The following is a 21977-nucleotide window of genomic DNA, read 5'->3' on the forward strand; positions in this document are numbered from 1 at the left end:
ACCTCCCGTCATGTCTCGGCGAGTGGACCGTAGAGGATCAGGGCAACCCTGTCCCGGGTTTCGCTCTTCAACTTTGAAGCGAGCCCGGCAACCGTGTCCCGGGTGATACGCTGGTCCGGTGTGCTGACCGCCTCGGCCAGAAGTGCGGGCGTCTCGGGAGGCAAACCGTGGGCGATCAGCCGCTCGGCGAGGGCGGGAAAGGTGCGCTTGCCCATGAACACCACGGTCGAGGCGTCGGGATCGGCGAGCGCCGCCATGTTGACGTCCTCGGGCAGGGCGCCGGTGACGTCGTGACCGGTGACGAACTGCACCCGCCGCGCGGTGAGCCTGCGGGTGAGCGGGATCCCCGCCGCCGCCGCCGCCGCGCAGGCCGAGGGCACGCCGGGCACGATCTCGTAGGGGATGCGGGCGGCCTTCAGCGCGACGAGCTCTTCCTCGAGACGGCCGAAGATGCCGCCGTCGCCGGACTTCAGCCGCACCACCTTCTGGCCGCTGCGGGCGTAGTCCACCAGCAGCCGGCTCACGTGGTCCTGCCTGGGCGAGGGCCGCCCAGCGCGCTTGCCGACGCCCACGAGGTCGGCCTCGGCGCGGGCAAGCTCGAGGATCGGCCCCGAGGACAGGTCGTCGAACAGGATCGCGTCGGCGTTGCGCAGCCGGTCGGCGGCCTTCAGGGTCAGAAGCTCGGGGTCGCCGGGGCCGGAGCCGACGAAGCTGACGAAGCCGGTCATGCGGCCTCCTCCTCTGCGATGAGGTGAAAGAACGTACCGCTGACGTGACCCCGGTGCGAGCCGGTCTCGGGCACCGGGTTGCCGTCGGCATCGGCGACCCTGGCGAGCGGCGCGTCGGGCTGTTCGAGGATGGTCGAGTAGTGGAACTCGTGGCCGCGCAGCGCCGTGCCGGGCGCGTGGCCGGGCAGCGCGGCATCCAGCACCGCGCGGCGATAGCCGAGGTGGAAGCGGCGCGTCTCGTAGGAGGTCACCAGTCCCAGCAGCCCGGCCATGGCGTGGCGGGTGCCATCCTTGTCGATCAGCGCCTCGCCAAGCGCCATGTAGCCGCCGCACTCGCCATGCACCGGCCGGGTCTCGGCGTGGCGGTGCAGCCCGGCGCGGAAGCGCTCCGCCGCCGCCAGTGTGCCCGCGTGCAGCTCCGGGTATCCGCCCGGCAACCAGACCAGACCGGCGTCCGCGTCCGGTGCCTCGTCCGCCAGCGGCGAAAACGGCAGGATCTCGGCGCCGGCGCGGCGCCAGCCCTCGAGCACATGCGGATAGGTGAAGGAAAACGCCGCGTCCTGCGCCAGCGCGATCCGCTGCGCCGGCGGGCGCGGCAGCGTGCCATGGGCGGGCGGGGCCGCGCCGCTGGCAGATGAGCGGAGGGCGGCGGCGCGCAGGGCAGCAAGGTCGACATGTTCGCGCAGGAAGGCGGCATAGCCCGCGATGGCGGTCTCGAGATCCGGGTGTTCGACCGCCTGGATCAGCCCGAGGTGGCGCTCGGGCAGGGTCAGGTCGCCGCGCCGGGGCAGGGCGCCCAGCACCGGCAGGCCGGCGCGCTCCATGCCCAGCCGGGCCAGCCGCTCGTGCCGGGGCGAGGCCACACGGTTCAGGATCACCCCGGCGAAGGGCAGGCCGGGCAGGTAGTCGCGGAACCCAAGCGCGGTGGCGGCGGCGCTCTGCGCCTGCCCGCTCACGTCGATCACCAGTACCACCGGCCAGCCCATGGCCTGCGCGGTCTCGGCGCTCGAGCCGAAGCCCTGCTGCCCGCGCGTGGCCACCCCGTCGAAGAGCCCCATGGAGCCCTCGGCGACGCAGATCCCGGCGCCCTCTGCCTGCGCGGCAATGGCCTGCCAGAGCGACGGCCCCATGGCCCAGCCGTCGAGGTTGAACGACGCGCGCCCGCTGGCGGCGCGGTGAAAGGCCGGGTCGATGTAGTCGGGGCCCGACTTGAAGGGCTGCACCGCGAGCCCGTCCTCGGCCAGCGCCCGCAACAGCCCCAGCATCACCGTGGTCTTGCCGGTCCCCGACGAGGGGGCCGAGATCAGCAGGCCCGGCACCTCAGCCATTGCCGCCACCCTCCGCCTCGGGGGTCCAGCCGCGCCACGGGCTTTCCGCGCTTTGCGGGCGGTAGCGGCGGTCATAGCCGGCGGAGTAGAGACAGCTCTCGGCAAAGCCCTCGCCCGAAAGCGCGGGGCCGACGAGGATCAGCGCGGTGCGCTCGACACCGGCGACGCGGCCTTCGATGTCGGCAAGCGTGCCGCGGATGATGCGCTCGTCCGGCCAGCTTGCGCGGAAGACCACGGCGACGGGGCAATCGGCGCCGTAGTGGGGCGCAAGCTCGGCGGTGACGTGGGCGAGGTTGCCGATCGAGAGGTGGATCGCCAGCGTGGCGCCGGTGGCGGCGAAATTGGCCAGCGTCTCGCCCTCGGGCATCGACGAGGCGCGGCCGGGCGTGCGGGTCAGCACCACCGACTGCGCGATGCCGGGCAGGGTGAGCTCGGCCCCGAGCGCCGCGGCCGCGGCGGCAAAGGCGGGCACGCCGGGGGTGACCGATACCGGGATGCCGAGGTCGCGCAGGCGGCGCATCTGCTCGCCGATGGCCGACCAGACCGAGAGATCGCCCGAATGCAGCCGCGCCACGTCGTGACCCGCCTCGTGGGCGGTGCGGATCTCGGCGACGATGGCGTCGAGGTCCAGGGGCGCGGTGTTCACGATGCGCGCGCCGGGCGGGCAATGCGCGAGGATCGCCTCGGGCACCAGCGAGCCGGCATAGAGACAGACCGGGCAGGCGGCGATGATGTCGCGCCCGCGCAGGGTCAGCAGGTCCGGAGCGCCGGGGCCGGCGCCGATGAAGTGAACGGTCATGGGTCTTGTCCTTCTTCCGGCGGGGTGCCGGGCGTCAAGCTGGAAAGGGTGGCAAGCGCGCAGCTTGCCATGCGGTCGGGCGACAGGCTGCGCGGACCGAACAGGCGCGCACCGGGGCCGGCGGCGGCCAGCGCGGCGGCCTCGGCCACCGAGCCGGTGCCGCGCGCCGCGTGCGAGGCCGCCGAGTTCGTGAGCGTCGCCTGCCGGGTGAGCGCGTCGGGGGCGATGCCCCGCACGGGCAGGCCGAGCTCTGCGGCAAGGGCGGTGAAGGCGGGCGTCGCGGCCTTGTCTCCGGCGGTGGCGAGCAGCGCCGCGCCACCGCCCGCCTGCGCATAGGCCTCGCGCAGGCTGTCCGCGGTGGCGGTGGCGCGGAATCCGAAGCCCGCGACGATCACAGCCGGTGGCTCCACTGTGTGATCGGCCAGCCTGCCTTCCAGCCGCGCTTCGGCCCGATCGGGGCGATGGTGGAGAGCTCAATGCGCAGCAGCGACCCGCCGAGCCGCGCCTGCGCCGCGGTCAGCAGCGCCTCGGTCTCGAGCGTCACCGCGTTGGCCACGAGCCGGGTGCCATTGGGCAGGGTCGCGAGCAGGTCGAGCAGGCCGGGCGTCAGCCCGCCGCCCACGAAGACCGCATCGGGCGGCGCCAGCCCGTCGAGCGCCTCGGGGGCCTTGCCCTCGATCACGCGCAGCCGGTCGACGCCCAGCCGGGCGGCGTTGCGGGCGATGCGCGCGGCGCGGTCGGCGCGGGACTCGATGGCGGTGGCGGCAAGGCTCGGGTCCGAGAGCAGCCACTCGATGCCGACGGCGCCCGAGCCGCCGCCGATGTCCCAGAGTGTCTCACCCGGGCGCGGCGCCAGCGCCGCGAGGGTCAGCGCCCGGACCGGGGCGCGGGTGATCTGGCCGTCGGTCTCGAACCAGTCGTCGGGACGCCCGGGCGTCAGCGGCAGGGCCACGCCGTCGCCCGCCACCTCGAGCGCCACGCAGACCGGGTGCGCGAAGGCGCGCTCGGGCAGCGCGTCGGCGCGGCAGGGCGTGAGGCGCTCGCGGGGGCCGCCGAGGGCCTCCATCACCGTAAGCTGCGACGCGCCGAAGCCCGCCTCGGCAAGGAAGCCCGCAAGCGCCGCCACCGCCGCGCCGTCGCGCAGCAGCACCACCAGCCGCTGCCCCGAGGCCAGCGCCGGGCGCAGCCGGGACAGCGGCGCCGCGTGCAGGCCGAAACAGCCCGTGCGCTCCAGCGGCCAGCCCATGCGGGCAGCGGCGAGCGAGAAGCTCGAGCGACCGGGCAGGGCGTGCCAGTCGCCACGCGGCAGCGACCGCGCCAGCACCGCGCCGGCGCCGAACCAGAACGGATCGCCCGAGGCCAGCACCACCACGCGCTTGCCGCGAAAGTCTATGAGCACGTCGATCCCTTCAGCGAAGGGCACCGGCCACGGCACCAGCTCGGCGGCGCCGGGGTCGATCAGCGCGAGGTGCCGGGGCGGGCCCATGACCAACTCGGCCGCCGCAAGCGCGCTTCGGCTTGCGGCGCAGAGCCCGTCCGGTCCATCTTCGCCCAGACCGATGATCGTCAGCCACGGAGCCTCAGCCATGACGCCCAACATCCTGCTGCTTGGCGGCACCACCGAGGCGGCGTCGCTGGCCAGGGCGCTGGCCGCCACCGGCCTTCGCGCCACCGTCTCGCTGGCCGGGCGCGTGGCCCGTCCCGCGCCGTTGCCCCTGCCGCTGCGCGTGGGCGGCTTCGGCGGCGTCGCGGGGCTGGTGGATCACCTCAGCGCCGAGGGCGTCACCCACGTGGTCGACGCCACCCATCCCTTTGCCGCGCAGATGAGCGCCAACGCCGCCGCCGCTTGCGCCGAGACCGGTGTGCCGCTGATCGCGCTCACCCGGGCCGAATGGCGCGAAACCGGCGAAGACCGCTGGATTCGCGTGCCCGACATGGCGGGCGCGGTGGCGGCGCTCGACCGGCCCGCGGCGCGGGTGTTCCTTGCGGTGGGGCGGATGCACCTTGCGGCCTTCGCCGCCCGGCCGCAGCACGATTACCTGCTGCGCCTCGTCGATGCGCCCGACACCCCGCCGCCGTTGCCGCGCCACCGCGCGGTGATCGACCGTGGGCCCTTCGGGCTCGAGGGCGACATGGCGCTGATGCGCGAGCATGGCACCGGGATCGTGGTCTCGAAGAACGCCGGCGGCACCGGCGCCTTCGCCAAGATCGCGGCGGCGCGGGCGCTTGGCCTGCCGGTCATCATGATCGACCGGCCCGCGGTGCCGCCGCGCCCCGAGGCCCATACTCCGGAAGAGGTGATGCGCTGGCTCGGTCACGGCGCCGACCTCGGGGTGTAGACGATGGGCGCGCCGTCGCGGGCGATGATCCGGGTGGCCGAGGAGCCCACCAGCACCATGGTGCGCATGTCCGCCATCTCGGGGCGGCAGTCGGGGAGGGGCACGACGCGGATCGCTTCTTCGGGGGTCGAGACGGCGCGGGCGAAGATCACCGGCCGCGCATCGCCGCAGGCCTCGTTGAGCACCTCGAGCGCGCGGGCGAAGCCCTCGGGCCGCGACCGCGAGCGCGGGTTGTAGAAGGCCATGGCGAAATCCGCCTCGGCGGCGAGCCGCAGGCGGCGCTCGATCAGCGGCCAGGGCTTGAGGTTGTCGCTAAGGTTGATGGCGCAGAAATCATGCCCGAGCGGGGCGCCCGCCCGTGCCGCCGCCGCCAGCATCGCGGTGATCCCGGGCAGCACCCGGATGTCGAGAGCGCGCCACGCTGCGGGCCCGGCCTCGACTGCCTCGAAGACGGCGGCCGCCATGGCAAAGACCCCGGGGTCGCCCGACGAGACCACCACCACTGCGCGGCCCTCGGCGGCCAGCTCGAGCGCGTGGCGCGAGCGGTCGAGCTCCACCCGGTTGTCGCTGGCGTGCTTCACCAGCCCCGGCCGGTCGGGCGCGCGGGCGACGTAGGGGATGTAGCCCACCACGTCGGTGGCGCGGGCCAGCGCCTCGCTGACCTCGGGAGTGACGAGCGCCTCGGCGCCGGGGCCGAGCCCCGCGATGACCAGCGACCCGGTCATGGCCGGCGCCCGTGGCCATGCACCACGACGATCGAGAAATAGGGCGTCACCCGGTCCTCGGCCTCGGCCAGCCGCTGCACGGTCTGGCCGGGCATGGCGGCGTATTCCACCAGCCACGCCTGATCGTAGCGGCCGGCCTGTTGCAGCGCCCGCCGGACCTTGCCGATGTTGCGGCCGATCTTCATCAGCACCAGCGCGTCGGTCTGCGCGATGCGGGCGGCGAGGTCGTCCTCGGGCAGCGTCGCCATCAGCACCGTGAGCACGTCGTCGCCCCAGGTGATCGGCGTGCCGGTGGCGGTCCAGGCCGCCGACATGCCGGTGATCGCGGGCACCACCTCGACCGGCACCTGGTCGAGCAGGCGCAGGTGCAGGTGCATGAAGGAGCCGTAGAAGAACGGGTCGCCCTCGCAGAGCACCACAACGTCCTCGCCCGCGGCGGCAAGCGCCACCAGCTGCGCGGTGCAATCCTCGTAGAACTCCGCCAGCAGGCGGTTGTAGGCGGGATCGGTCACCGGGATCTCGGTGGTCACCGGGTATTCCATCGGGTGCTCGATGGCGCCCTCGGGGATCATGCCCTCGACGATCCGCCGCGCCTGTCCCTTGCGCCCGGCCTTGCGGAAGAATGCGACGTGGCGCGCCTGCCGCAGCAGCCGGTCGGCGCGCACCGTCATCAGGTCCGGATCGCCCGGCCCGAGCCCCAGCCCGTAGACCGTGCCCGCCTGCAGCACCGGGCTCATTCCTTGCGGCTCGCGATGGCGTTGACCGCGGCCACGGTGATGGCGCTGCCGCCGAGCCGGCCCTCGACGATGCAGCATGGCACCGGCTGGTCGGCCCAGAGCGCGTCCTTGCTCTCGGCGGCGCCGACGAAGCCCACCGGGCAGCCGATGATGGCGGCGGGGCGGGGGCAGTCGGGGTCCTGCAGCATGTTGAGCAGGTGGAAAAGCGCGGTGGGCGCGTTGCCGATGGCCACGACGGCGCCCTTCAGGTGCGGGCGCCAGAGCTCGAGCGCCGCCGCCGAGCGGGTGTTCGACATCTGCTTGGCCAGCTCCGGCACCGAGGCGTTGTGCAGGGTGCAGAGCACCGCGTTGTCGGCGGGCAGGCGCGGGCGGGTGATGCCCTCGCTCACCATGCGCGCGTCGCACAGGATCGGGGCCCCGGCCTCGAGCGCACTGCGCGCCGCGGCGACGAAGCCCGGCGAGAAGCGGATGTGGCGCTCGAGCCCCACCATGCCGGCGGCGTGGATCATGCGCACCGCCACCTGTTCCTCGTCTGGGTCGAAGCCTCCGAGCGCGGCCTCGGCGCGGATGATGGCAAAGGAGCGGTCGTAGATCGCCGCCCCGTCGGTTTCGTAGCTGTAGGTCATCGTGTGCCGGAAGGCTCCTCCAGGATGTCTTGTGTGCTCAGCCCGGTGCGGCGGGGCGCATCCCAGGCGTGGCCGTTCTCGATGAGGTCGAAGCGCCCGTCTCGCCCGGTCAGAACCATGGCCGCGGGCCGCGAGCGGGCGCAGCCCTTGGCGCAGCCCGAGACGTGCAGCCCGCCGCCGACGCGCGGCGCAAGGGCGCGCGCAAGGTTGCGGGTCTCGACCGAGGCCGCGGGGCAGAAGGGCGCGCCAGGGCAGGCGTCGGAGCTCAGCAGCGGATCGCCGGGCGCGGTGATGAAACCGCTGCCCCCGGGCATCTCGGCGCCCTCGAGCAGGATCAGCCGCCACGGCGTGACCCGCAGCGCCGTGGCGCCGCTGTCGTGCAGGACGCGGGCGAGCGCGCCGGCGTCGATCTGGCCGAAGGCGGCGCCGAGAAGCGCGCCCTGCGGCGTCGCGCCGGGGCCGGGCCGGGGCGCACGGGGGCGCGGCGAGGTGGTCATCCACGCCTCGGGAAGGCTGTGGGCGGCGAGCACCTGCGCCATGCGGCGGCGCTCGGGGCTGCGGTGGGCATCGAACCATTCCGCCATCTCGAGCAGCGCGGGAATGGCGCTGCGGTCGGTCACCGGGCGGCCAAGGGCGCAGCCGTCGGCACGCAGGATGAGCCCGGCCTTGGCGCGCTCGAAGCGGAAATCGGCGGGATCCTCGACCAGCACCGGCTGCGGCCCGGTGTCGACGGCAAAGCCGGTCTTTGCGGGCAGCTCGGGCAGGTCGGCAAGCGCCGCCAACAGCGCCCGCGCCAGCCGCGCGGTGCGGTCGCCGCGCTGCCAGAACGGCGTCACGAGGATGTTGCGCCGGCCCTCGATCCGCGGATCCGCGTCCAGCAGGTCGAGCTCCGCCAGCGCCTGCAGCACCGGCTCGTGCGCCTCGGGGGCGACGCCGCGGATCTGCAGGTTGGCGCGGTTGGTGAGGTCGAGAAAGCCGTTGCCGTGCGCTTGCGCCAGCGCGCAGAGCCCCGCGACCTGCGCAGGTTCCAGCCGCGCCAGCCGCGGCCGCACCCGCACCACCAGCCCGTCGCCTGACATCATCGGGCGGTGCGCGCCGGGGCACCAGCCCTTGACTTCGGGCGCCACGCTCATGCCCCGCCCTCCAGCGCCGCGCGGACGGAATTGCTGCGGCTCACCCAGAGCCCGGCGTCGAGGAGCGCGCGAAAGCGGGCGCGCATTGCCTCGAGCGCCTGCGGGTTGGCCTCCTGCAGGAAGCGCGTCACCTCCGGGTCGCCAAGCGTGGCCTCGTGGTAGAGGTCGAAGAGATGCGGCGCCACGGCACCGGCGAGATGGGCGAAGGCCGCCATGTGCTCGAGCGTGGCGGCGATCTCGGCACCGCCGCGGAAGCCATGGGCGCGCATGCCCGCGATCCACCCGGGGTTGGCGGCGCGGGCGTGGACCACGCGGGCGATCTCTTCGGGAAGCTGGCGGGCGCGGGGGCGGGCGGGATCGGTTGCGTCGAGATGCCAGAGCGCGGCGCGCCCCCCCGTGATCGCCTGCGCGGCGGCGAAACCGGCCTCGTGGGCGGCGTAATCCTCGGCCAGCAGCAGGTCGGTCTCGGGCAGGTCCTGCAGGTGTACGAAGGCCTCTGCCGCCGCCACCCGTTCGCGCAGCCCCTCGGCGTCGTGCCGGGCGTCGCCCGCGTCGAGCGCCCAGGACGAGGCGGCAAGCCAGGCCTCGCCGGCGGCGTGGCGGCCCCCGTCGCCGTAGTCGGTGAGCGTCGCGCCCATGCCGAGCCCGAAGCTGCCCGGCGCCGGGCCGTAGACCCGCGCCGTGGCGGCGTGGCCCGCGTAGGGGTTCCAGTCCGGCGCCTCGTCGCGCGCCGTCAGCGCCCGCACCGCCTGCCCGAAAAGGGTCGAGAGCGTGGGGAAGACGTCGCGGAACAGCCCCGACACCCGCAGCGTCACGTCGAGCCGGGGCCGGTCGAGCTCGGCGATGGGCAGCACCTCGACGCCGCTCACCCGCTCGGAACCCGCGTCCCAGACCGGCCGGCACCCCAGCAGGTGCAGCGCCATGGCGAATTCCTCGCCCGCGGTGCGCATGGTGGCCGAGCCCCAGAGGTCGACGACCAGGCCGCGCGGCCAGTCGCCCTCGTCCTGCAGGTGGCGCCGGATCAGCTCGTCGGCGAGCCGGACACCCTGCGCGTAAGCGGCGCGCGTCGGCACCGCGCGCGGGTCGGTGGTGAAGAGGTTGCGCCCGGTCGGCAGCACGTCGCCGCGGCCACGGTAGGGCGAGCCCGAGGGCCCGGCGTCGATGCGCCGCCCGTCGAGCGCGTCGAGCAGCGCCTGCCGCTCTGCATTGACCGAGGCGGCGGTCTCGAAGGGCGCGCCGGGCTGTGCCGGTCGGCCCCAGACGTGCAGCCCCTCGCCGAACTGGCTGTCCTTCACGTCGCAGACGAAGCGGTCGATGCGGGTGATCGCCTCGGCGGGGCAGGCGGCGCCGTCGAGCCCGAGATCGGCCTCGACCCCCAGCGCCTGTGCCTCGGCGCGGATGTCGTCCTGCAGCCGGTCGCGGCGGCGCGGGTCGAGCCCGTCGGCGTTGGAGAACTCGTCGAGCAGCGCCTCGAGCCGGGCGAGCCGCAGCGGCGTGCCCGAGGCCTTGAGCGGCGGCGGCAGGTGGCCGAGCGTGACCGCGCCGATGCGCCTCTTGGCCTGCGCCGCCTCGCCGGGGTCGTTGACGATGAACGGGTAGACGACGGGCAGGTCGCCGGTCAGCGCCTCGGGCCAGCAGCCGTCGGACAGCGCCACCGACTTGCCGGGGAGCCACTCGAGCGTGCCGTGGGCGCCGATGTGGACCAGCGCGTCGCTTGCCTGTCGAAGCCAGAGGTAGAAGGCCACATAGGCGTGGCGCGGCACCCGCTGAAGATCATGGTATTCATCGCTGCGCAGCGCCTGCGACCCGCGTTCAGGCTGCAGCGCCAGCACTGCGCGGCCAGCGCGCAGCAGCGCGAAGCGGAAGGCGCCGTCGGTGACGTCGGGATCATCCTCGGGCGCGCCCCACGCTGCGTGCAGCGCCTCGCGCAGCGGTTCGGGCAGGCGCGACAGGGCCGCGCGGTACTCGGCAACGGGCCAGGCCTCGCGCCGCTCCAGCAAGGCTGCGGCCAGATCCTCGGGCAGGGGGGCGGTCGTATAGCCGGCGGCGTCGAGATCGCCGAGGATCGCCCGCGCCGAGGCCAGCGCGTCGAGCCCCACCGCATGCGCGAGGTTCCATTCGCGCCCGGGGTAGGTCGAGAGCACCAGCGCCGGGCGCCGCTCGGACACGGGCCTGCGTGCGAGCCGCAGCCAGCCAGCGACCCGCGCCACCAACGCCGCGACCCGGTCCGGATCGGGCGCGTGCACATAGCGCGCGAATTGCAGCTCGGGGTCGCGCAGGCCCGGCTCCTTGAACGAGACCACGCCGCCGAGGATCCGGCCGTCGACCTCGGGCAGCACCACGTGCATGGCAAGGTCCGCGGGCGAGAGCCCCCGGTCCGCCTCTTCCCATGCCGCGTGCGTCGAGGTCGCGAGCGCCACCTGGAAGACCGGCACGCCGCCCGCATCCAGCGGCGAGGCCCCGCCGTCGCCGCGCCCTGAGAAGGCCGTCGCGTTGACGATGGCCGAAGGCGCGATCCCGGCCACGGCGCGGGCCAGTTCCGGCGCCGCCTCGGGGGCCTTGAGCGACGGCGCGAAGAGCCCCAGCACCGCGAAGCCCCGGGCGCGGAAGGCGGCGAAGAGCGCCTCGACCGGCGCCATGTCCGCCGCCACGAGATAGGAGCGGTAGAAGACCACGAGGATCCGCTCGCCGGTCATCTCCTTGCACAAGTGGGCCGCCGCGTCGGGTGCCAGCGCCCCGGTCTCGGGCGTCCAGAACCCCACCGGCGGAAGCGCCTTGGAGCCCGGCACCGGGGCCGCGTAGAGCCCCGCCGCCAGCGACAGCTGCGCCAGCGCCGCCTGTGCCGCCACCGCACCGCCGGTGTCGCAGAGATGCGCCAGCCGCCGCAGGGTCGAGACCGGCAGCGTCGAGAGCGCGTCGAGCCGCGCATCGGGGCGGCCGTCGCCGGGCAGCACCGCCAGCGCGATGCCCCGCGCCATGGCCAGCGCCCGCACCTGCTGCAGCCCGTAGTCCCAGTAGGGCACGCCGCCGATCAGCCGGATCAGGATGCCGCGCGCGCCGCCGAGGGTCTGCTCGACGTAGGTGTCGACCGAGAGCGGGTGGCGCAGCGCCGCGAGGTTGGCGAGCCGCAGCGACGGCAGCCCCTGCGCGCCGCCACCGCGATGCCATCCGGCCGCGAAGGCGCCGAGATCGCTGTCCGAGAAGGACAGCACCACCAGCTCCGCCGGATCCTGCCCGAGGTCGGTGGGCGTGGCGGTTTCCTCGAGCCCGTGGCTCTCGCGGAAGACGACGTGCATTGGCGGGCGTTACTCCGCTGCGGGGGCGGGCACGGCGCCGAGCACCGCCGCGATCGCCTCGGGGCGGATGTCGTCGTGCTCGGCGATCACCACCAGCCGGCCCGCGCGCGGCTCGTCGGATTTCCAGGGGCGGTCGAACTGGTGGCGCACCCGCGCGCCCACCGCCTGCACCAGCAGCCGCATCGGCTTGCCGCGCACCGAGGCATAGCCCTTGACCCGCAGGATGTTCTGCTCGTTTGCCAGCCGCTCGATGGCGGCGACCAGCGTGGCGGGGCTGTCGAGCTCGGGGATCTCGACCACGATGCTCTCGAAGTCGTCGTGATCGTGGTCATGGGCCTCGTCGTGGTGGCTCGGCCGGGCGTCCATGTCGTCTTCCGCCGCCGCCTCGATCCCGAGGATCACGCGCGCGTCCACCACGCCCTCGGCGACCTCGATCACCGGCAGCGGCCGCGGCGCTTCGGCGGCGATCACCGCCCTCGCTTTGGCCACGCCCTCGGGGCCGGCGAGGTCGGGCTTCGTCAGCAGCACGATGTCGGCGCAGGCGATCTGGTCTTCGAACACCTCCGAGAGCGGCGTCTCGTGGTCGAGACTGTCGTCGGCCAGACGCTGGGCATCGACCCGGGCCACGTCGGGGGCGAAGCGGCCCGCGGCCACCGCCTCGGCATCGGCCAGCGCGATGACGCCGTCGACGGTGATGCGCGAACGGATGTCGGGCCAGTCGAAGGCCTTGAGCAGCGGTTTCGGCAGCGCCAGCCCCGAGGTCTCGATCAGGATGTGGTCCGGGCGCGGCTCGAGCGCCATCAGCGCCTCGATGGTGGGGATGAAGTCGTCGGCCACGGTGCAGCAGATGCAGCCGTTGGCGAGTTCGACGATGTTCTCGGCCGGGCAGTCGGGGATGGCGCAGCTCTTGAGGATCTCGCCGTCAACGCCGACGTCGCCGAACTCGTTGACCATCACCGCAAGGCGCTTGCCGCCGGGGTTCTGCATCAGCTGGCTGATCAGCGTGGTCTTGCCCGAGCCAAGGAAGCCGGTGATCACCGTGACGGGGAGTTTCGAGAGGTCGGTCATTCTGAGCCACCTTTGTGCTGGGAAGGGGAGGGCGTGGGCGGCGGGATCCGCGCCACGCAGTTGCGCTTGAAATGCTCGGGACGGCTGCGCCACGGGATCAGCCCGTCGGGGGCCGCGCGGTAGAGCGCCGTGCCCCCGAGCAGCATGCCGGCCTGGCTGTCCTCGTCGATGCCGCCGTAGACATAGGTCCAGCGCCCGTCGCCGCGCATGGCGACGGTGCAGCCCGCATCGCAGTTCTGCAGGCATTCCACCGCGCTCACGGTGACGCCCTCGGGGATCTCGCACGCGGCGATCTCGTCGAAGAGCCGCTGCCCGGGCCGGCGTTCGTCGGCGGGCGGCTCGGTGCCCTTGCGGCACTTCACGCAAATCAGAAGCTCGACGGTCGCGCTCATCCGGGTCTCCAACGCAAGGGGCGGGGGAACGAGCGCGCAACGGGACCTCGCATCGGTGCAACGGTCCTGCTCCGACACCGGCTCACCCCGTCCGGTCCATGTCTTCGGTCGCTGGCAGGTCTCCCGGCTTGCGGATTCGGGCCTTGCGGCCCTCGGTCTCCCGTCCTTCCCGGCATTGCGCCAGTGGCTTCGGGGACCTCTCCGGTCACGGTCGCGGGGGCGGCTGTGCTGACCTTGCGGCTGCACATTCCCTTTTCACCTGTTTACACAGGCACCAGCTGCGCGCCAGATGGCCGCGAAACGAGGCAAGTGTCAAGGAGCCGTATCCGCCATGACCGATGGAACCGTCGAGGACGTCAACACCCGCCACGCGGAAAAGATGAAGAAGATCAAGGCGGCGCGCGACCGGCTGATGGAGGGCAAGACCGAGGAGAAGGGCTTGATCATGGTCCATACCGGCCCCGGCAAGGGCAAGTCCTCGTCGGGCTTCGGCATGATCCTGCGCTGCATCGCCCATGGCATGCCCTGCGCCGTGGTGCAGTTCATCAAGGGCACATGGGTCACCGGCGAGGCCGAGATGATCCGCACCCGCTTCGCCGCGGAGTGCCGGTTCTTCATCTCGGGCGAGGGCTTCACCTGGGAGACGCAGGACCGCGAGCGCGACATCGCCGCGGCCCAACGCGGCTGGGAGATCGCCAAGGCGCAGATCCTCGACCCGGAGATCCGCTTCGTGCTGCTCGACGAGATCAACATCGCGCTGCGCTACGACTACCTCGACATCGACGAGGTGGTGGAGTTCCTGCTGACCCAAAAGCCCGAGATGACCCACGTCTGCCTCACCGGCCGCAACGCCAGGCCCGAGCTGATCGAGGCGTCGGACCTGGTGACCGAGATGACGCTGGTCAAGCACCCGTTCCGCGACGGCATCAAGGCGCAGAAGGGCGTGGAATTCTGAGTTTCGGATTGTGGGGGCCGAGGTCTGACGGGCCGCCGGACAGGCCTGACCCTGCACAGGAGGGGGCAGAGTGCCCCAGTCGGAAACGATCTCGCGGCCCTGACAGGTTTCGCCCGTCTCGGGGGGGGGCCAAATCGGCGAACTCTGGGGCCTGAAAAGGTGTGTGGGTGACCGGCCAAGCTCAAAGCTCAGACCGGCCGCCGCAAAACGCTTCCCGACGGTGATTCTCGCCGCCGCCGCCGCCCCGCGACCGGATTTCGTGAGCTGGTCGAGAGGCGCCAGGATTTGACGTCGTTTCGCGCCGGAAGCGGTGGGCAGAGCATTTCCCGGCCGCCACGCCAAACGCATGGACCGGGTGAGCGGCGCCGGCCGTCCGGCCACCTCCGGGCCGGGACCACCAGTCCGCGTCCCTGGTCGACCCGTCCGTGTCAGACCATGGCCCCGCCACCGAAGCCAACGCTTCCGCACCAGCCCCCCCGCCGACCCACAGACCAAAAGAAAAATGCGCCACCCCGAGGGGCGGCGCATCCGGTCTTGCTCCGGGAGGGGAGCGCTCAGTTGGCGGATGCCAGCTGCTTGGGAAGCTTGAAGGTCCAGACCGTCCCGCCCTGGTTGAGGTAGTTCACCTTCTTGGCGACCTCGCCGCCCCAGAGCGGAACCGCACCGCCCCATCCCGAGACGACCGAGACGTACTGCTCGCCATCCATGTCCCAGGTGATCGGCTGGCCGACGATGCCCGAGCCGGTCTGGAAGCTCCAGAGCACCTCGCCGGTCTCGTCGTCGAGCGCCAGGAACTTGCCCTCGGGGGTGCCGGTGAACACCAGCCCGCCGGCGGTGGTCATCACGCCGCCCCAGAGCGGAGCCTCGTTCTTGAACTCCCACTTCCATTCGCCGGTGGCCGGGTCGATGGCCTTGAGCGAGCCGATGTGGTCCTCGTACATGGGCTTGATGGTGAAGCCCGAGCCGAGGTAGGCGGCGCCCTTCTTGTAGGTCACGGGCTCGTTCCAGATGTCCATGCCCCACTCGTTCGAGGGCACGTAGAACAGGCCGGTGTGCTGCGAGTAGGCCATCGGCATCCAGTTCTTGCCGCCGAGGAAGCCCGGGGCCGAGAACACCACCTCGCCCTTGCCGCCATCCGCCGCCGCGGTGGGATCGCCGGGGCGGTTTTCCTCGACGTAGATCGGACGGCCGGTCTCGTCGATGCCGCTGGCCCAGGTGATGTCCTTGACGAAGGGATGGGCCGAGACGAAGCCGCCGTCCTCGCGGTTCAGCACGTAGAAGAAGCCGTTGCGGTCGGCGGTGGCGAAGCGCTTGTTGCCCTCGGCATCCTCGTAGGCCACGACCTCGTTCACGCCGTCGTAGTCCCAGCCCTCGCGCGGGGTGGTCTGGAAGTGCCACTTGATCTCGCCGGTGGCCGGGTCGATGCCGAGGCGGGAGGCGGCGTAGAGGTTGTCGCCGGTGTTGCCCTCGACGGGCGTGCCCGCGCCGCGCAGGTGGCTGTTCCAGGGCGCCGGGTTGCCGGTGCCGAAGACCAGCGTGTCGGTCTCGGCGTCATAGGAGCCGCCAAGCCAGGTGGCGCCGCCGCCGGTCTTCCACAGGTCGCCCGGCCAGGTGGCGTTGAGCGTGCCGGTCATGGTGCTCTCTTCGCCGTTGAGCGTGCCCATGTGGCCTTCGATCACCGGGCGGGTCCAGACCATCTCGCCGGTCTCGACGTCACGGGCCTGCACCTCGCCGACGATGCCGAACTCGCCGCCCGAGTTGCCGGTGATCACCAGCCCGTTCACGATGAGCGGGGCTGCGGTGTAGGAATAGCCCGCCTTGTAGTCGGCGATCTTGTCGCGCCAGACCACGTCGCCGGTCTTGCGGTCGAGGGCCACGAGACGGGCGTCGAGTGTGCCGAAGACGATCTTGTCGCCGTAGATCGCGGCGCCGCGGTTGATCACGTCGCAGCAGGGCAGGATGCCCTCGGGCAGTCGGGCGTCGTACTGCCAGAGCTCCTCGCCGCTGGCGAGGTCGATGGCGTAGAGCCGCGAGTAGGAGCCGGTGACGTACATCACGCCGTCATAGACGATGGGCTGGGTCTCCTGGCCGCGCTGCTTCTCGCCGCCCAGGGAAAAGGCCCAGGCCGGCATCAGGTTCTTGACGTTGTCCTTGTTGAGAATGTCCAGCGGGCTGTAGCGCTGGAGATGCCGGCCCATGCCGTTGGTGACCACCTGATTGGTGATGGTCTGGTCGTTGGCCAGATCCTCTTCGGTGACCTGCGCCTGTGCGACGCCGGTGGCGAGCAGGCTGGCGGTGACGGCCAGGATGAAACGGTTCATGTTGTCCTCCCTAGGAACGGTTGTGGCGATTCTGCTGCGGCCGTGCGGGGGCCGGTCGCTCCTCCGGTGCAAAGCATCTCCGGCTCGGGGCCGGAGATGAATTGCACCATGGTCGTAAGACCTTTCGGCAAGCCTAGTCCTTCCCCTCGACGGCGCGGTTGTCCTGCGTGGTGATGGCGGCGAGGTAGGAGAGGATGAAGTCCTGCACCGTGCGGTCCTCGATGCCCACGTGGCGCATCTTCGTGCCGGGCATGAAGCCGTCGTTGTCCTCCATCCAGGCGCGCAGGGCCGCCGGCGTCCAGACGATGCCCGAGGCCGAAAGCGCGGTGGAATAGTCGTAATCGGGGAAGGTGCCAGCCCCCCGGTAGAGGATGTTCGTGAGTGGTGGCCCGTAAGAAGGGTCTTTGGAATCAACCGCATGGCAGCGGCGGCACTCGGCATCGAAAAGCTTCTGGCCGGCCGAGACCTTGATCTCGTCGAAGGTGTCGGCCAGTGCCGGTGCCGCGAAGCACAGGACGACAGGCAGGGTCAGGCGGAGCATTTGGATTTCTCCCGTTTGGCGCCCCCGGCCCGAATACCGAGCCCGGGGTGGCTGAGATGCGCGCGTTTCCGCCCCCGAGTATTTCGCCGCCGCCCCGTGGGGTGAATTGCACCAAGGTCTATAGCCAGACCCCAAACGGCGACCGCAGACCCACCCGCATCAGCGAAATTCGACCCGATAGCCCCCAAACGCCCGCCGCCCAAGGCCGCGACGCCACCCACCCCGGGCCCCATCTTCATCTTGCCAGACAAACTCCGGGGGTGAGGCGCAAAGCGCCGAGGGGGCAGCGCCCCCTTCCTCACCGACCACCTGCACGGCACACCGGGGACCGTCCCCGTCGCTCGCACGCGCGGCCAAGCCCCGAACCATGCAGCCCGGAACCAACCGGATCCCGCGGCCTCAGAACAGCGGCGCGTAGCGCCAGGTGTCGGCGTCGGGCGTCACCTCGTCGAGGTCGTATTCGGCGCCCTGAAGCCGCCTGGCGATGGCGAGCCCGTCGCGGGCGGCCTCGTCGACCAGGGCCCGGCCACGGGCTTCGTCCTGCGCCACGCCGAAGCCGCGCATCAGGCTGATGCCGTAGTTGAACTTGCCCACCGGGTCGCCGGCCTCGGCGGCGCGGCGGTCCCATTCGGCGGCGGCGTCCGGGTCGAACTCGCCGCCGAAGCCGTTCTGCTCCATGTAGGACATCCAGGTCATGGCGCCGGTGTAGCCCGCCGCGGCGCAGGCCTCGAAGATCTTGCGCGCGGTCTCGTGGTCGCCGGACTTGGTCATGAGGTAGCCCGCGGCGCAGGTCATCATGTCCGTCTGCCCGCGCTCGGCGCGGTCCCGCACCGAGCGCCAGGTCAGCTCCTCGGGGTTGGTCGTGCCGTACTCATCCGCCACGGCGGGCGTGGCGAGCAGGCAGAGGGCGAGAAGGGCGCGGCGCATGGGATCTCCTTTCGGGGTCAGCCTCCGGTGGGCCGGTAGGCCGCGCCCCAGGGGAAGCGGCCGACCTTGACGGTCTTGATGGCCTCGCGCCGCGCGACGTCGATCACCGTCACGTCGCCCGAGATGCCATTGGTGGTGAAGAGCCGGGAGTGGTCGCCGTCGAAGGCCATGTGCCAGACCCGGCGGCCGACCAGCAGGTATTCCTCGACCTCCCAGGTCTCGGCGTTCACCACGGCCACGTGGTTGGCGGGCCCCAGCGCCACGAAGGCGGTCTTGCCGTCCGGCGTCAGCTCGAAGCCCACCGGCTGGATCAGGTCCTCGTGCACGCCCTTGATGGCGAAGCGGATCCTGGCCTTCTCGGTCTGTGTCGCGGTGTCGAAGACGGTGACCGTGCCGCCGATCTCGGCAGAGACCCAGAGCTCGGCCCCGTCCTTGACGAACTCGGCGTGGCGCGGGCGGCTGTCGACCAGCGTGTTGGCGAAGATCGTCTCGGTTTCGGTGTCGATCCAGTGCGCCATGTTGGTGGTCTCGGAGGTGGTCACGACGATCTTCCCGTCCGGGCTCACCGCCATGCCCTCGGGCTCGATGCCGACGTCGATCTGGGCCACCACCCGACGGGTCTCGGTGTCGACCACGGTGGTGATCGCGTCGTCCTCGTTGGCGATGTAGAGCCGCCGGTCGTCCGGGTGCAGCACGAACTGCTCGGGGTCCTCGCCCGAGGGCAGGTCGTGCAGGATCTCGCCCGAGACCGGATCCATCACCTGCACCGCGTCGCTGTCGGAGGCGCAGATGTAGACCCGCGAATAATCGTGGCTGAAGGTGATGCCGCGCGGGCGCTCGCCGGTTTCGAGCGTGCGGGTGACCTCGAGCGTGTCGGCGTCGATCACGCTGATCGTGTTGTCCTTCTCGTTGGTCACCCAGATCTCGTCGGCGAAGGCCGGCGTGGCGGCCAGCAGGGCGAGGGCGGTGGTCAGTCTCAGCATGTGTCTCACTCCTGGAACGCGCGGCAGGTCGTCTCGGGGGCGTCGCGGCCCAGCGTGTCGAGCTCGTTGCCCTGGTGGAAGAAGCCCTCGAGCGGGGCGGTGGCGACCACGGCGCGGTCGGTGACGATGGGGATCGGCTGGCGCAGCTGGCCGTTCCATGGCCGGAAGCTCAGAGGGCGACCCTTGAAGCCCGCGAGCTCGAAGGCATCCGACAGGATGTAGTCGCGCAGAACCGCGATGTCGTCCGAGCCGGTGCGGGTCACTGCCTCGCCGAGCGTGCGGATCGCGGCCCATGCGGCGTAATCCTCGGGCGTCATGTCGCGGTGGGCCTGATCCTCGAAGCGCGACTGCAGCTGCGCGGCGCCCCATTGCTCGACCACCGGCGACCAGGCCTGCGGCACCAGCTCCTCGGAGCCCGCGACCGGGCGGGGCAGCCAGGTGTTGTAGACCACGTAGCGGCCGAAATCGCCGATCTCGTCGGCCACCAGCAACACGTCGTGCTCGCCCAGTTGCTGGGTGAAGAGAGGCACCTCTGCGCTGGCGTTGCGGCGCATGTCGGCGTCGAAGACCCATTCCTTCTCGCCGGTGAGCGTCAGCCGGAACTTCGCGATCGAGGCCTTGAGCGCCTCGGCAAAGGCGTGGTCGCGCGGGTGGGCGCCCGAGATCAGCGCCACGTCGGTCCAGCGGCGCTGCACGAGGAACTGCGCCAGCGCGTCGGCGCGCATGGCATCCGAGGGCAGGGTGTGGAACAGGTTCGCCCGGCAGGCGCCGTCGCGCAGCGCCGCGTCGGGGGCGGTGGCGTTGAACAGCAGGGCGCCCTCGGCCTCGGGCAGGTCGGCGATGGCGGTGAGCGTCTCGGCCGGCGCGTCCAGCACCAGCACCCGGGTCGCGGCCAGCGCGGCACGTGCGGCGGCCAGCGCGTCGCCGCCCTCGGGCACCAGCGTTTCCGAGAGAACCCACTCCTGACCCATGAACTTGCCGGTGGTCTGGTTGTCCGCAAGCCCCAGCCGCGCCCCCGCGAGGGCGCGGTCGTCGGGCACGGGGTCGAGATTCGACAGCACCGGCGGGGCCGGCTGCTCGACGCCGATATATCCGATCCGCACCTTGGTCTCGGACGCGGCGGCGGCGCCGAGCGTCAGCGATAAGGCGGCAGCAAGTCCGATCACACGCATGAAGTGTCCTCCCTTAACGCAAGGTACGCCCCTCCGCCTTTTGCCGCCGTTAGACCATGGTCGAAGATCGGGCGGCTTCGCGACCAAGGTCCAATATGGCCCGCCCGGGACGCTTGCTAACGAAAATGGGAGTTTCGGAAACGGAGGAGGTTCCCATGTCCGTCATCAAGTTCAAGCGTCCGCTGATTGCCGGTGTCGCCCTGTTCGCCCTTGCCAATCTTGCCTTCGCCCATGGCGACGTGGCACCGCAGCCGGTCAATACCGATGCGCTGCCCGAGGTGGGCGAGGACTGGCTCAGCGAGAACCCCTACCGCGACGCCGGTGACGAGGTCTGGCAGACCGCGGTGCAGATCGGCGCCTCGGGGTACAACCAGAACTGCGCGCGCTGCCACGGGCTCGAGGTGATCTCGGGCGGGCTTGCCCCCGACCTGCGCTTCCTCGAGGCCGAGGAGTTCGGCGACGAGTGGTTCGTCGAGCGCTTCCGCGCAGGATACACCCAGAACGGCACCACCAAGATGCCGGCCTTCGGCGAGCTGCTGGGCCAGAAGGCGGCCTGGGCGATCCGCACCTACATCGAGGCCCGCCCGGACGACGCCGCCATCGAGGACCAGTCGGCCGAGCTCAAGGACATTCGCGACCAGCTCGCCGCAGGCGATGCCGACGTCGAGGCGCTGAAGGCCCGCCTCCGCGAGATCGCGGGCGAGATCGAGACCCTCTCGGGCGCGCCCGTTGCCGACAGCATCGCCTTCCGCGCCGCCAACCTGCTCGAAGCCAATCCGTCGGACACGGCGCATGCCGCCGAAACGCTGACGATCGGGCTTTCCGCGGCACACTGACATGCGCCGCCGGTTTGTGATGGCCGCGCTGGCCGGGCTTGCGTTCGCAGGCCCGGCGTTCGCGCGTTGCGAGGGCTGGGTGCCGCAGCCGAAGCCGCAGAACGTGGGCCGCGACGTGGTCGGCAAGGATCTCGACGAGATCGTCGAGCGCGGCTGGATCGAGTTCGCCGCCTACGAGGACTTCCCGCCGTGGTCCTGGGAGGAGGGCGGGAAGGTGCAGGGCGTCGACATCGAGATCGGCCGCCTGATCGCCGAGGCGCTGGGCGTCGAGCCGCGCTTCCGGCTGGTGGCGGCGGGAGAGAACCTCGATGCCGACCTCCGCAACTACGTCTGGAAGGGCGCGGTGGTGGGCGGGCGGGTGTCCAACGTCATGCTGCACGTCCCCTATGACAGCGAATACGCCTGCCGGGTCGAGCAGGTGGTGTTCACCGGGCAATACGCCGACGAGCAGATCGCCATCGCCTACCGCGAGGACGCGTACCCGGAGGATCCGCCGGTTCCGGCCTATTTCCGCATCGACACGGTGGCGGTGGAAAACGACTCGATCTCGGATTTCTACCTGACCTCGTTTGCGGGCGGGCAGACGGCGCAGGGCGTCCGGCGCTACCCGAGCCACGCCGCGGCGATGGAGGCCCTGGCGGCGGGCGAGACCATGGCCGCCATGGGCCCGCTGGCGCAGCTCGAGGCCGGGGCAGGCGAGGGCATCGCCATCCACCAGCCGCCGCTGCCCGGCTTCGCGGTGAGCCACTGGACAGCGGGGGTGGCGGTGCACATGGCCTACCGCTCGCTCGGCTACGCGGTGGACGACGCCATCCGCGCCGGGCTCGAGGACGGGCGCATCGACGCGATCTTCGAGCAGTACGGCCTGACCCACCTGCCGCCTGAGCGCTAGGGTCCTTCCCCAGCCAGCCGCCCGGTTTCGGGCCGACTGGCTGGGGGCGGCGCGTTGGGGCGGGGATCTCGCCTCCATGACCTCAATGGTTCTCCGTCGCAGACCTCTGCGGCGATCTTTCAGCCGAAGAACTTGCTGGGCAGCGTGTCGAGCCTGTCGCGGTGCCGCCTCACGTCTCC

Annotated in this window: 21 protein-coding genes and 1 riboswitch; of the genes, 4 read left to right on the plus strand and 17 right to left on the minus strand. The window is 71.9% G+C overall.

Going from position 1 to position 21977, the window contains the following annotated elements:
- Positions 1 to 8 precede the first annotated feature (8 nt).
- From cobA to cbiE, 5 genes are read right to left on the minus strand one after another with little or no spacing between them, the layout of a single operon-like run.
- Positions 9 to 728 carry a uroporphyrinogen-III C-methyltransferase gene (cobA, locus tag BLQ77_RS06835; RefSeq protein WP_089957096.1) on the minus strand — a complete coding sequence of 240 codons (720 nt, stop codon included), beginning with the start codon at positions 726 to 728 and terminating at the stop codon, positions 9 to 11.
- The gene (locus BLQ77_RS06840; RefSeq protein ID WP_089957100.1) at positions 725 to 2056 is read right to left on the minus strand and encodes a cobyrinic acid a,c-diamide synthase CobB; all 1332 of its coding nucleotides are present in this window, start codon (positions 2054 to 2056) and stop codon (positions 725 to 727) included. Before BLQ77_RS06840 ends, cobA begins: the two co-directional genes overlap by 4 nt.
- On the minus strand, positions 2049 to 2855 hold the full coding sequence (gene cobM, locus BLQ77_RS06845; RefSeq protein ID WP_089957103.1) for a precorrin-4 C(11)-methyltransferase: 807 nt from the start codon (positions 2853 to 2855) through the stop codon (positions 2049 to 2051). The genes BLQ77_RS06840 and cobM overlap by 8 nt, the downstream gene beginning before the upstream one ends.
- Entirely contained in the window at positions 2852 to 3250 is a 399-nt protein-coding gene (locus tag BLQ77_RS06850) for a cobalamin biosynthesis protein (protein ID WP_089957110.1), read from the minus strand. Before BLQ77_RS06850 ends, cobM begins: the two co-directional genes overlap by 4 nt.
- Positions 3247 to 4443, minus strand: coding sequence for a precorrin-6y C5,15-methyltransferase (decarboxylating) subunit CbiE (cbiE, locus tag BLQ77_RS06855; protein ID WP_089957114.1), 1197 nt, complete (start codon positions 4441 to 4443; stop codon positions 3247 to 3249). The genes BLQ77_RS06850 and cbiE overlap by 4 nt, the downstream gene beginning before the upstream one ends.
- On the opposite strand from cbiE, the gene BLQ77_RS06860 reads away from it, so the two are divergent.
- Positions 4442 to 5194, plus strand: coding sequence for a cobalt-precorrin-6A reductase (locus tag BLQ77_RS06860; RefSeq protein WP_089957118.1), 753 nt, complete (start codon positions 4442 to 4444; stop codon positions 5192 to 5194). The genes cbiE and BLQ77_RS06860 overlap by 2 nt on opposite strands.
- Here the strand turns inward: BLQ77_RS06860 and cobJ are convergent.
- Genes cobJ through BLQ77_RS06895 form a run of 7 tightly spaced genes read right to left on the minus strand, consistent with a single transcriptional unit; the run spans position 5170 to position 13171 of the window.
- Positions 5170 to 5919, minus strand: a complete 750-nt coding sequence (cobJ, locus tag BLQ77_RS06865) for a precorrin-3B C(17)-methyltransferase (protein ID WP_089957121.1) — start codon at positions 5917 to 5919, stop codon at positions 5170 to 5172. The two genes, BLQ77_RS06860 and cobJ, sit on opposite strands and share 25 nt — an antisense overlap.
- Positions 5916 to 6656, minus strand: coding sequence for a precorrin-2 C(20)-methyltransferase (locus tag BLQ77_RS06870; protein WP_089957124.1), 741 nt, complete (start codon positions 6654 to 6656; stop codon positions 5916 to 5918). Before BLQ77_RS06870 ends, cobJ begins: the two co-directional genes overlap by 4 nt.
- On the minus strand, positions 6653 to 7282 hold the full coding sequence (locus tag BLQ77_RS06875) for a precorrin-8X methylmutase (protein ID WP_089957128.1): 630 nt from the start codon (positions 7280 to 7282) through the stop codon (positions 6653 to 6655). The genes BLQ77_RS06870 and BLQ77_RS06875 overlap by 4 nt, the downstream gene beginning before the upstream one ends.
- Positions 7279 to 8415 carry a ferredoxin-like domain-containing protein gene (locus tag BLQ77_RS06880; RefSeq protein WP_089957131.1) on the minus strand — a complete coding sequence of 379 codons (1137 nt, stop codon included), beginning with the start codon at positions 8413 to 8415 and terminating at the stop codon, positions 7279 to 7281. Before BLQ77_RS06880 ends, BLQ77_RS06875 begins: the two co-directional genes overlap by 4 nt.
- On the minus strand, positions 8412 to 11711 hold the full coding sequence (gene cobN, locus BLQ77_RS06885; RefSeq protein ID WP_089957134.1) for a cobaltochelatase subunit CobN: 3300 nt from the start codon (positions 11709 to 11711) through the stop codon (positions 8412 to 8414). Before cobN ends, BLQ77_RS06880 begins: the two co-directional genes overlap by 4 nt.
- A gap of 9 nt (positions 11712 to 11720) precedes the next feature.
- On the minus strand, positions 11721 to 12779 hold the full coding sequence (gene cobW, locus BLQ77_RS06890) for a cobalamin biosynthesis protein CobW (RefSeq protein WP_089957140.1): 1059 nt from the start codon (positions 12777 to 12779) through the stop codon (positions 11721 to 11723).
- Positions 12776 to 13171, minus strand: a complete 396-nt coding sequence (locus tag BLQ77_RS06895) for a DUF1636 family protein (RefSeq protein WP_089957143.1) — start codon at positions 13169 to 13171, stop codon at positions 12776 to 12778. The genes cobW and BLQ77_RS06895 overlap by 4 nt, the downstream gene beginning before the upstream one ends.
- Before the next feature lie 97 nt (positions 13172 to 13268).
- Positions 13269 to 13465: riboswitch (cobalamin riboswitch) on the minus strand.
- Between the two features lie 37 nt (positions 13466 to 13502).
- Here BLQ77_RS06895 and cobO point away from each other — a divergent pair.
- A complete protein-coding gene (cobO, locus tag BLQ77_RS06900) occupies positions 13503 to 14126 on the plus strand; it encodes a cob(I)yrinic acid a,c-diamide adenosyltransferase (protein WP_089957146.1) in 624 nt (207 codons plus the stop codon).
- 554 nt (positions 14127 to 14680) lie between these two features.
- On the opposite strand, the gene BLQ77_RS06905 is transcribed toward cobO, so the two are convergent.
- From BLQ77_RS06905 to pedA1, 5 genes are all read right to left on the minus strand, one after another.
- A complete protein-coding gene (locus BLQ77_RS06905; protein ID WP_008885644.1) occupies positions 14681 to 16447 on the minus strand; it encodes a PQQ-dependent methanol/ethanol family dehydrogenase in 1767 nt (588 codons plus the stop codon).
- A gap of 133 nt (positions 16448 to 16580) precedes the next feature.
- Positions 16581 to 16988, minus strand: coding sequence for a c-type cytochrome (locus BLQ77_RS06910; protein ID WP_089957150.1), 408 nt, complete (start codon positions 16986 to 16988; stop codon positions 16581 to 16583).
- A gap of 399 nt (positions 16989 to 17387) precedes the next feature.
- Positions 17388 to 17915, minus strand: a complete 528-nt coding sequence (locus tag BLQ77_RS06915; RefSeq protein ID WP_089957153.1) for a tetratricopeptide repeat protein — start codon at positions 17913 to 17915, stop codon at positions 17388 to 17390.
- Between the two features lie 17 nt (positions 17916 to 17932).
- Entirely contained in the window at positions 17933 to 18898 is a 966-nt protein-coding gene (locus tag BLQ77_RS06920) for a YVTN family beta-propeller repeat protein (protein WP_008884072.1), read from the minus strand.
- Positions 18899 to 18903: 5 nt separating this feature from the next.
- Positions 18904 to 20070: a lanthanide ABC transporter ABC transporter substrate-binding protein PedA1 gene (gene pedA1 / locus BLQ77_RS06925; protein ID WP_089957157.1), complete on the minus strand. Its 1167-nt coding sequence runs from the start codon at positions 20068 to 20070 to the stop codon at positions 18904 to 18906.
- A gap of 155 nt (positions 20071 to 20225) precedes the next feature.
- On the opposite strand from pedA1, the gene pedF reads away from it, so the two are divergent.
- Together pedF and BLQ77_RS06935 are read left to right on the plus strand one after the other, a co-directional pair.
- Positions 20226 to 20906 (plus strand): cytochrome c-550 PedF, encoded by a 681-nt coding sequence (pedF, locus tag BLQ77_RS06930; RefSeq protein WP_008884418.1) that lies wholly within the window; start codon positions 20226 to 20228, stop codon positions 20904 to 20906.
- Positions 20907 to 20925: 19 nt separating this feature from the next.
- Entirely contained in the window at positions 20926 to 21798 is an 873-nt protein-coding gene (locus tag BLQ77_RS06935) for a substrate-binding periplasmic protein (RefSeq protein ID WP_089957738.1), read from the plus strand.
- The last annotated feature ends 179 nt before the right edge of the window (positions 21799 to 21977 follow it).

It is taken from the genome of Salipiger thiooxidans (assembly GCF_900102075.1).
GTDB lineage: Bacteria > Pseudomonadota > Alphaproteobacteria > Rhodobacterales > Rhodobacteraceae > Salipiger > Salipiger thiooxidans.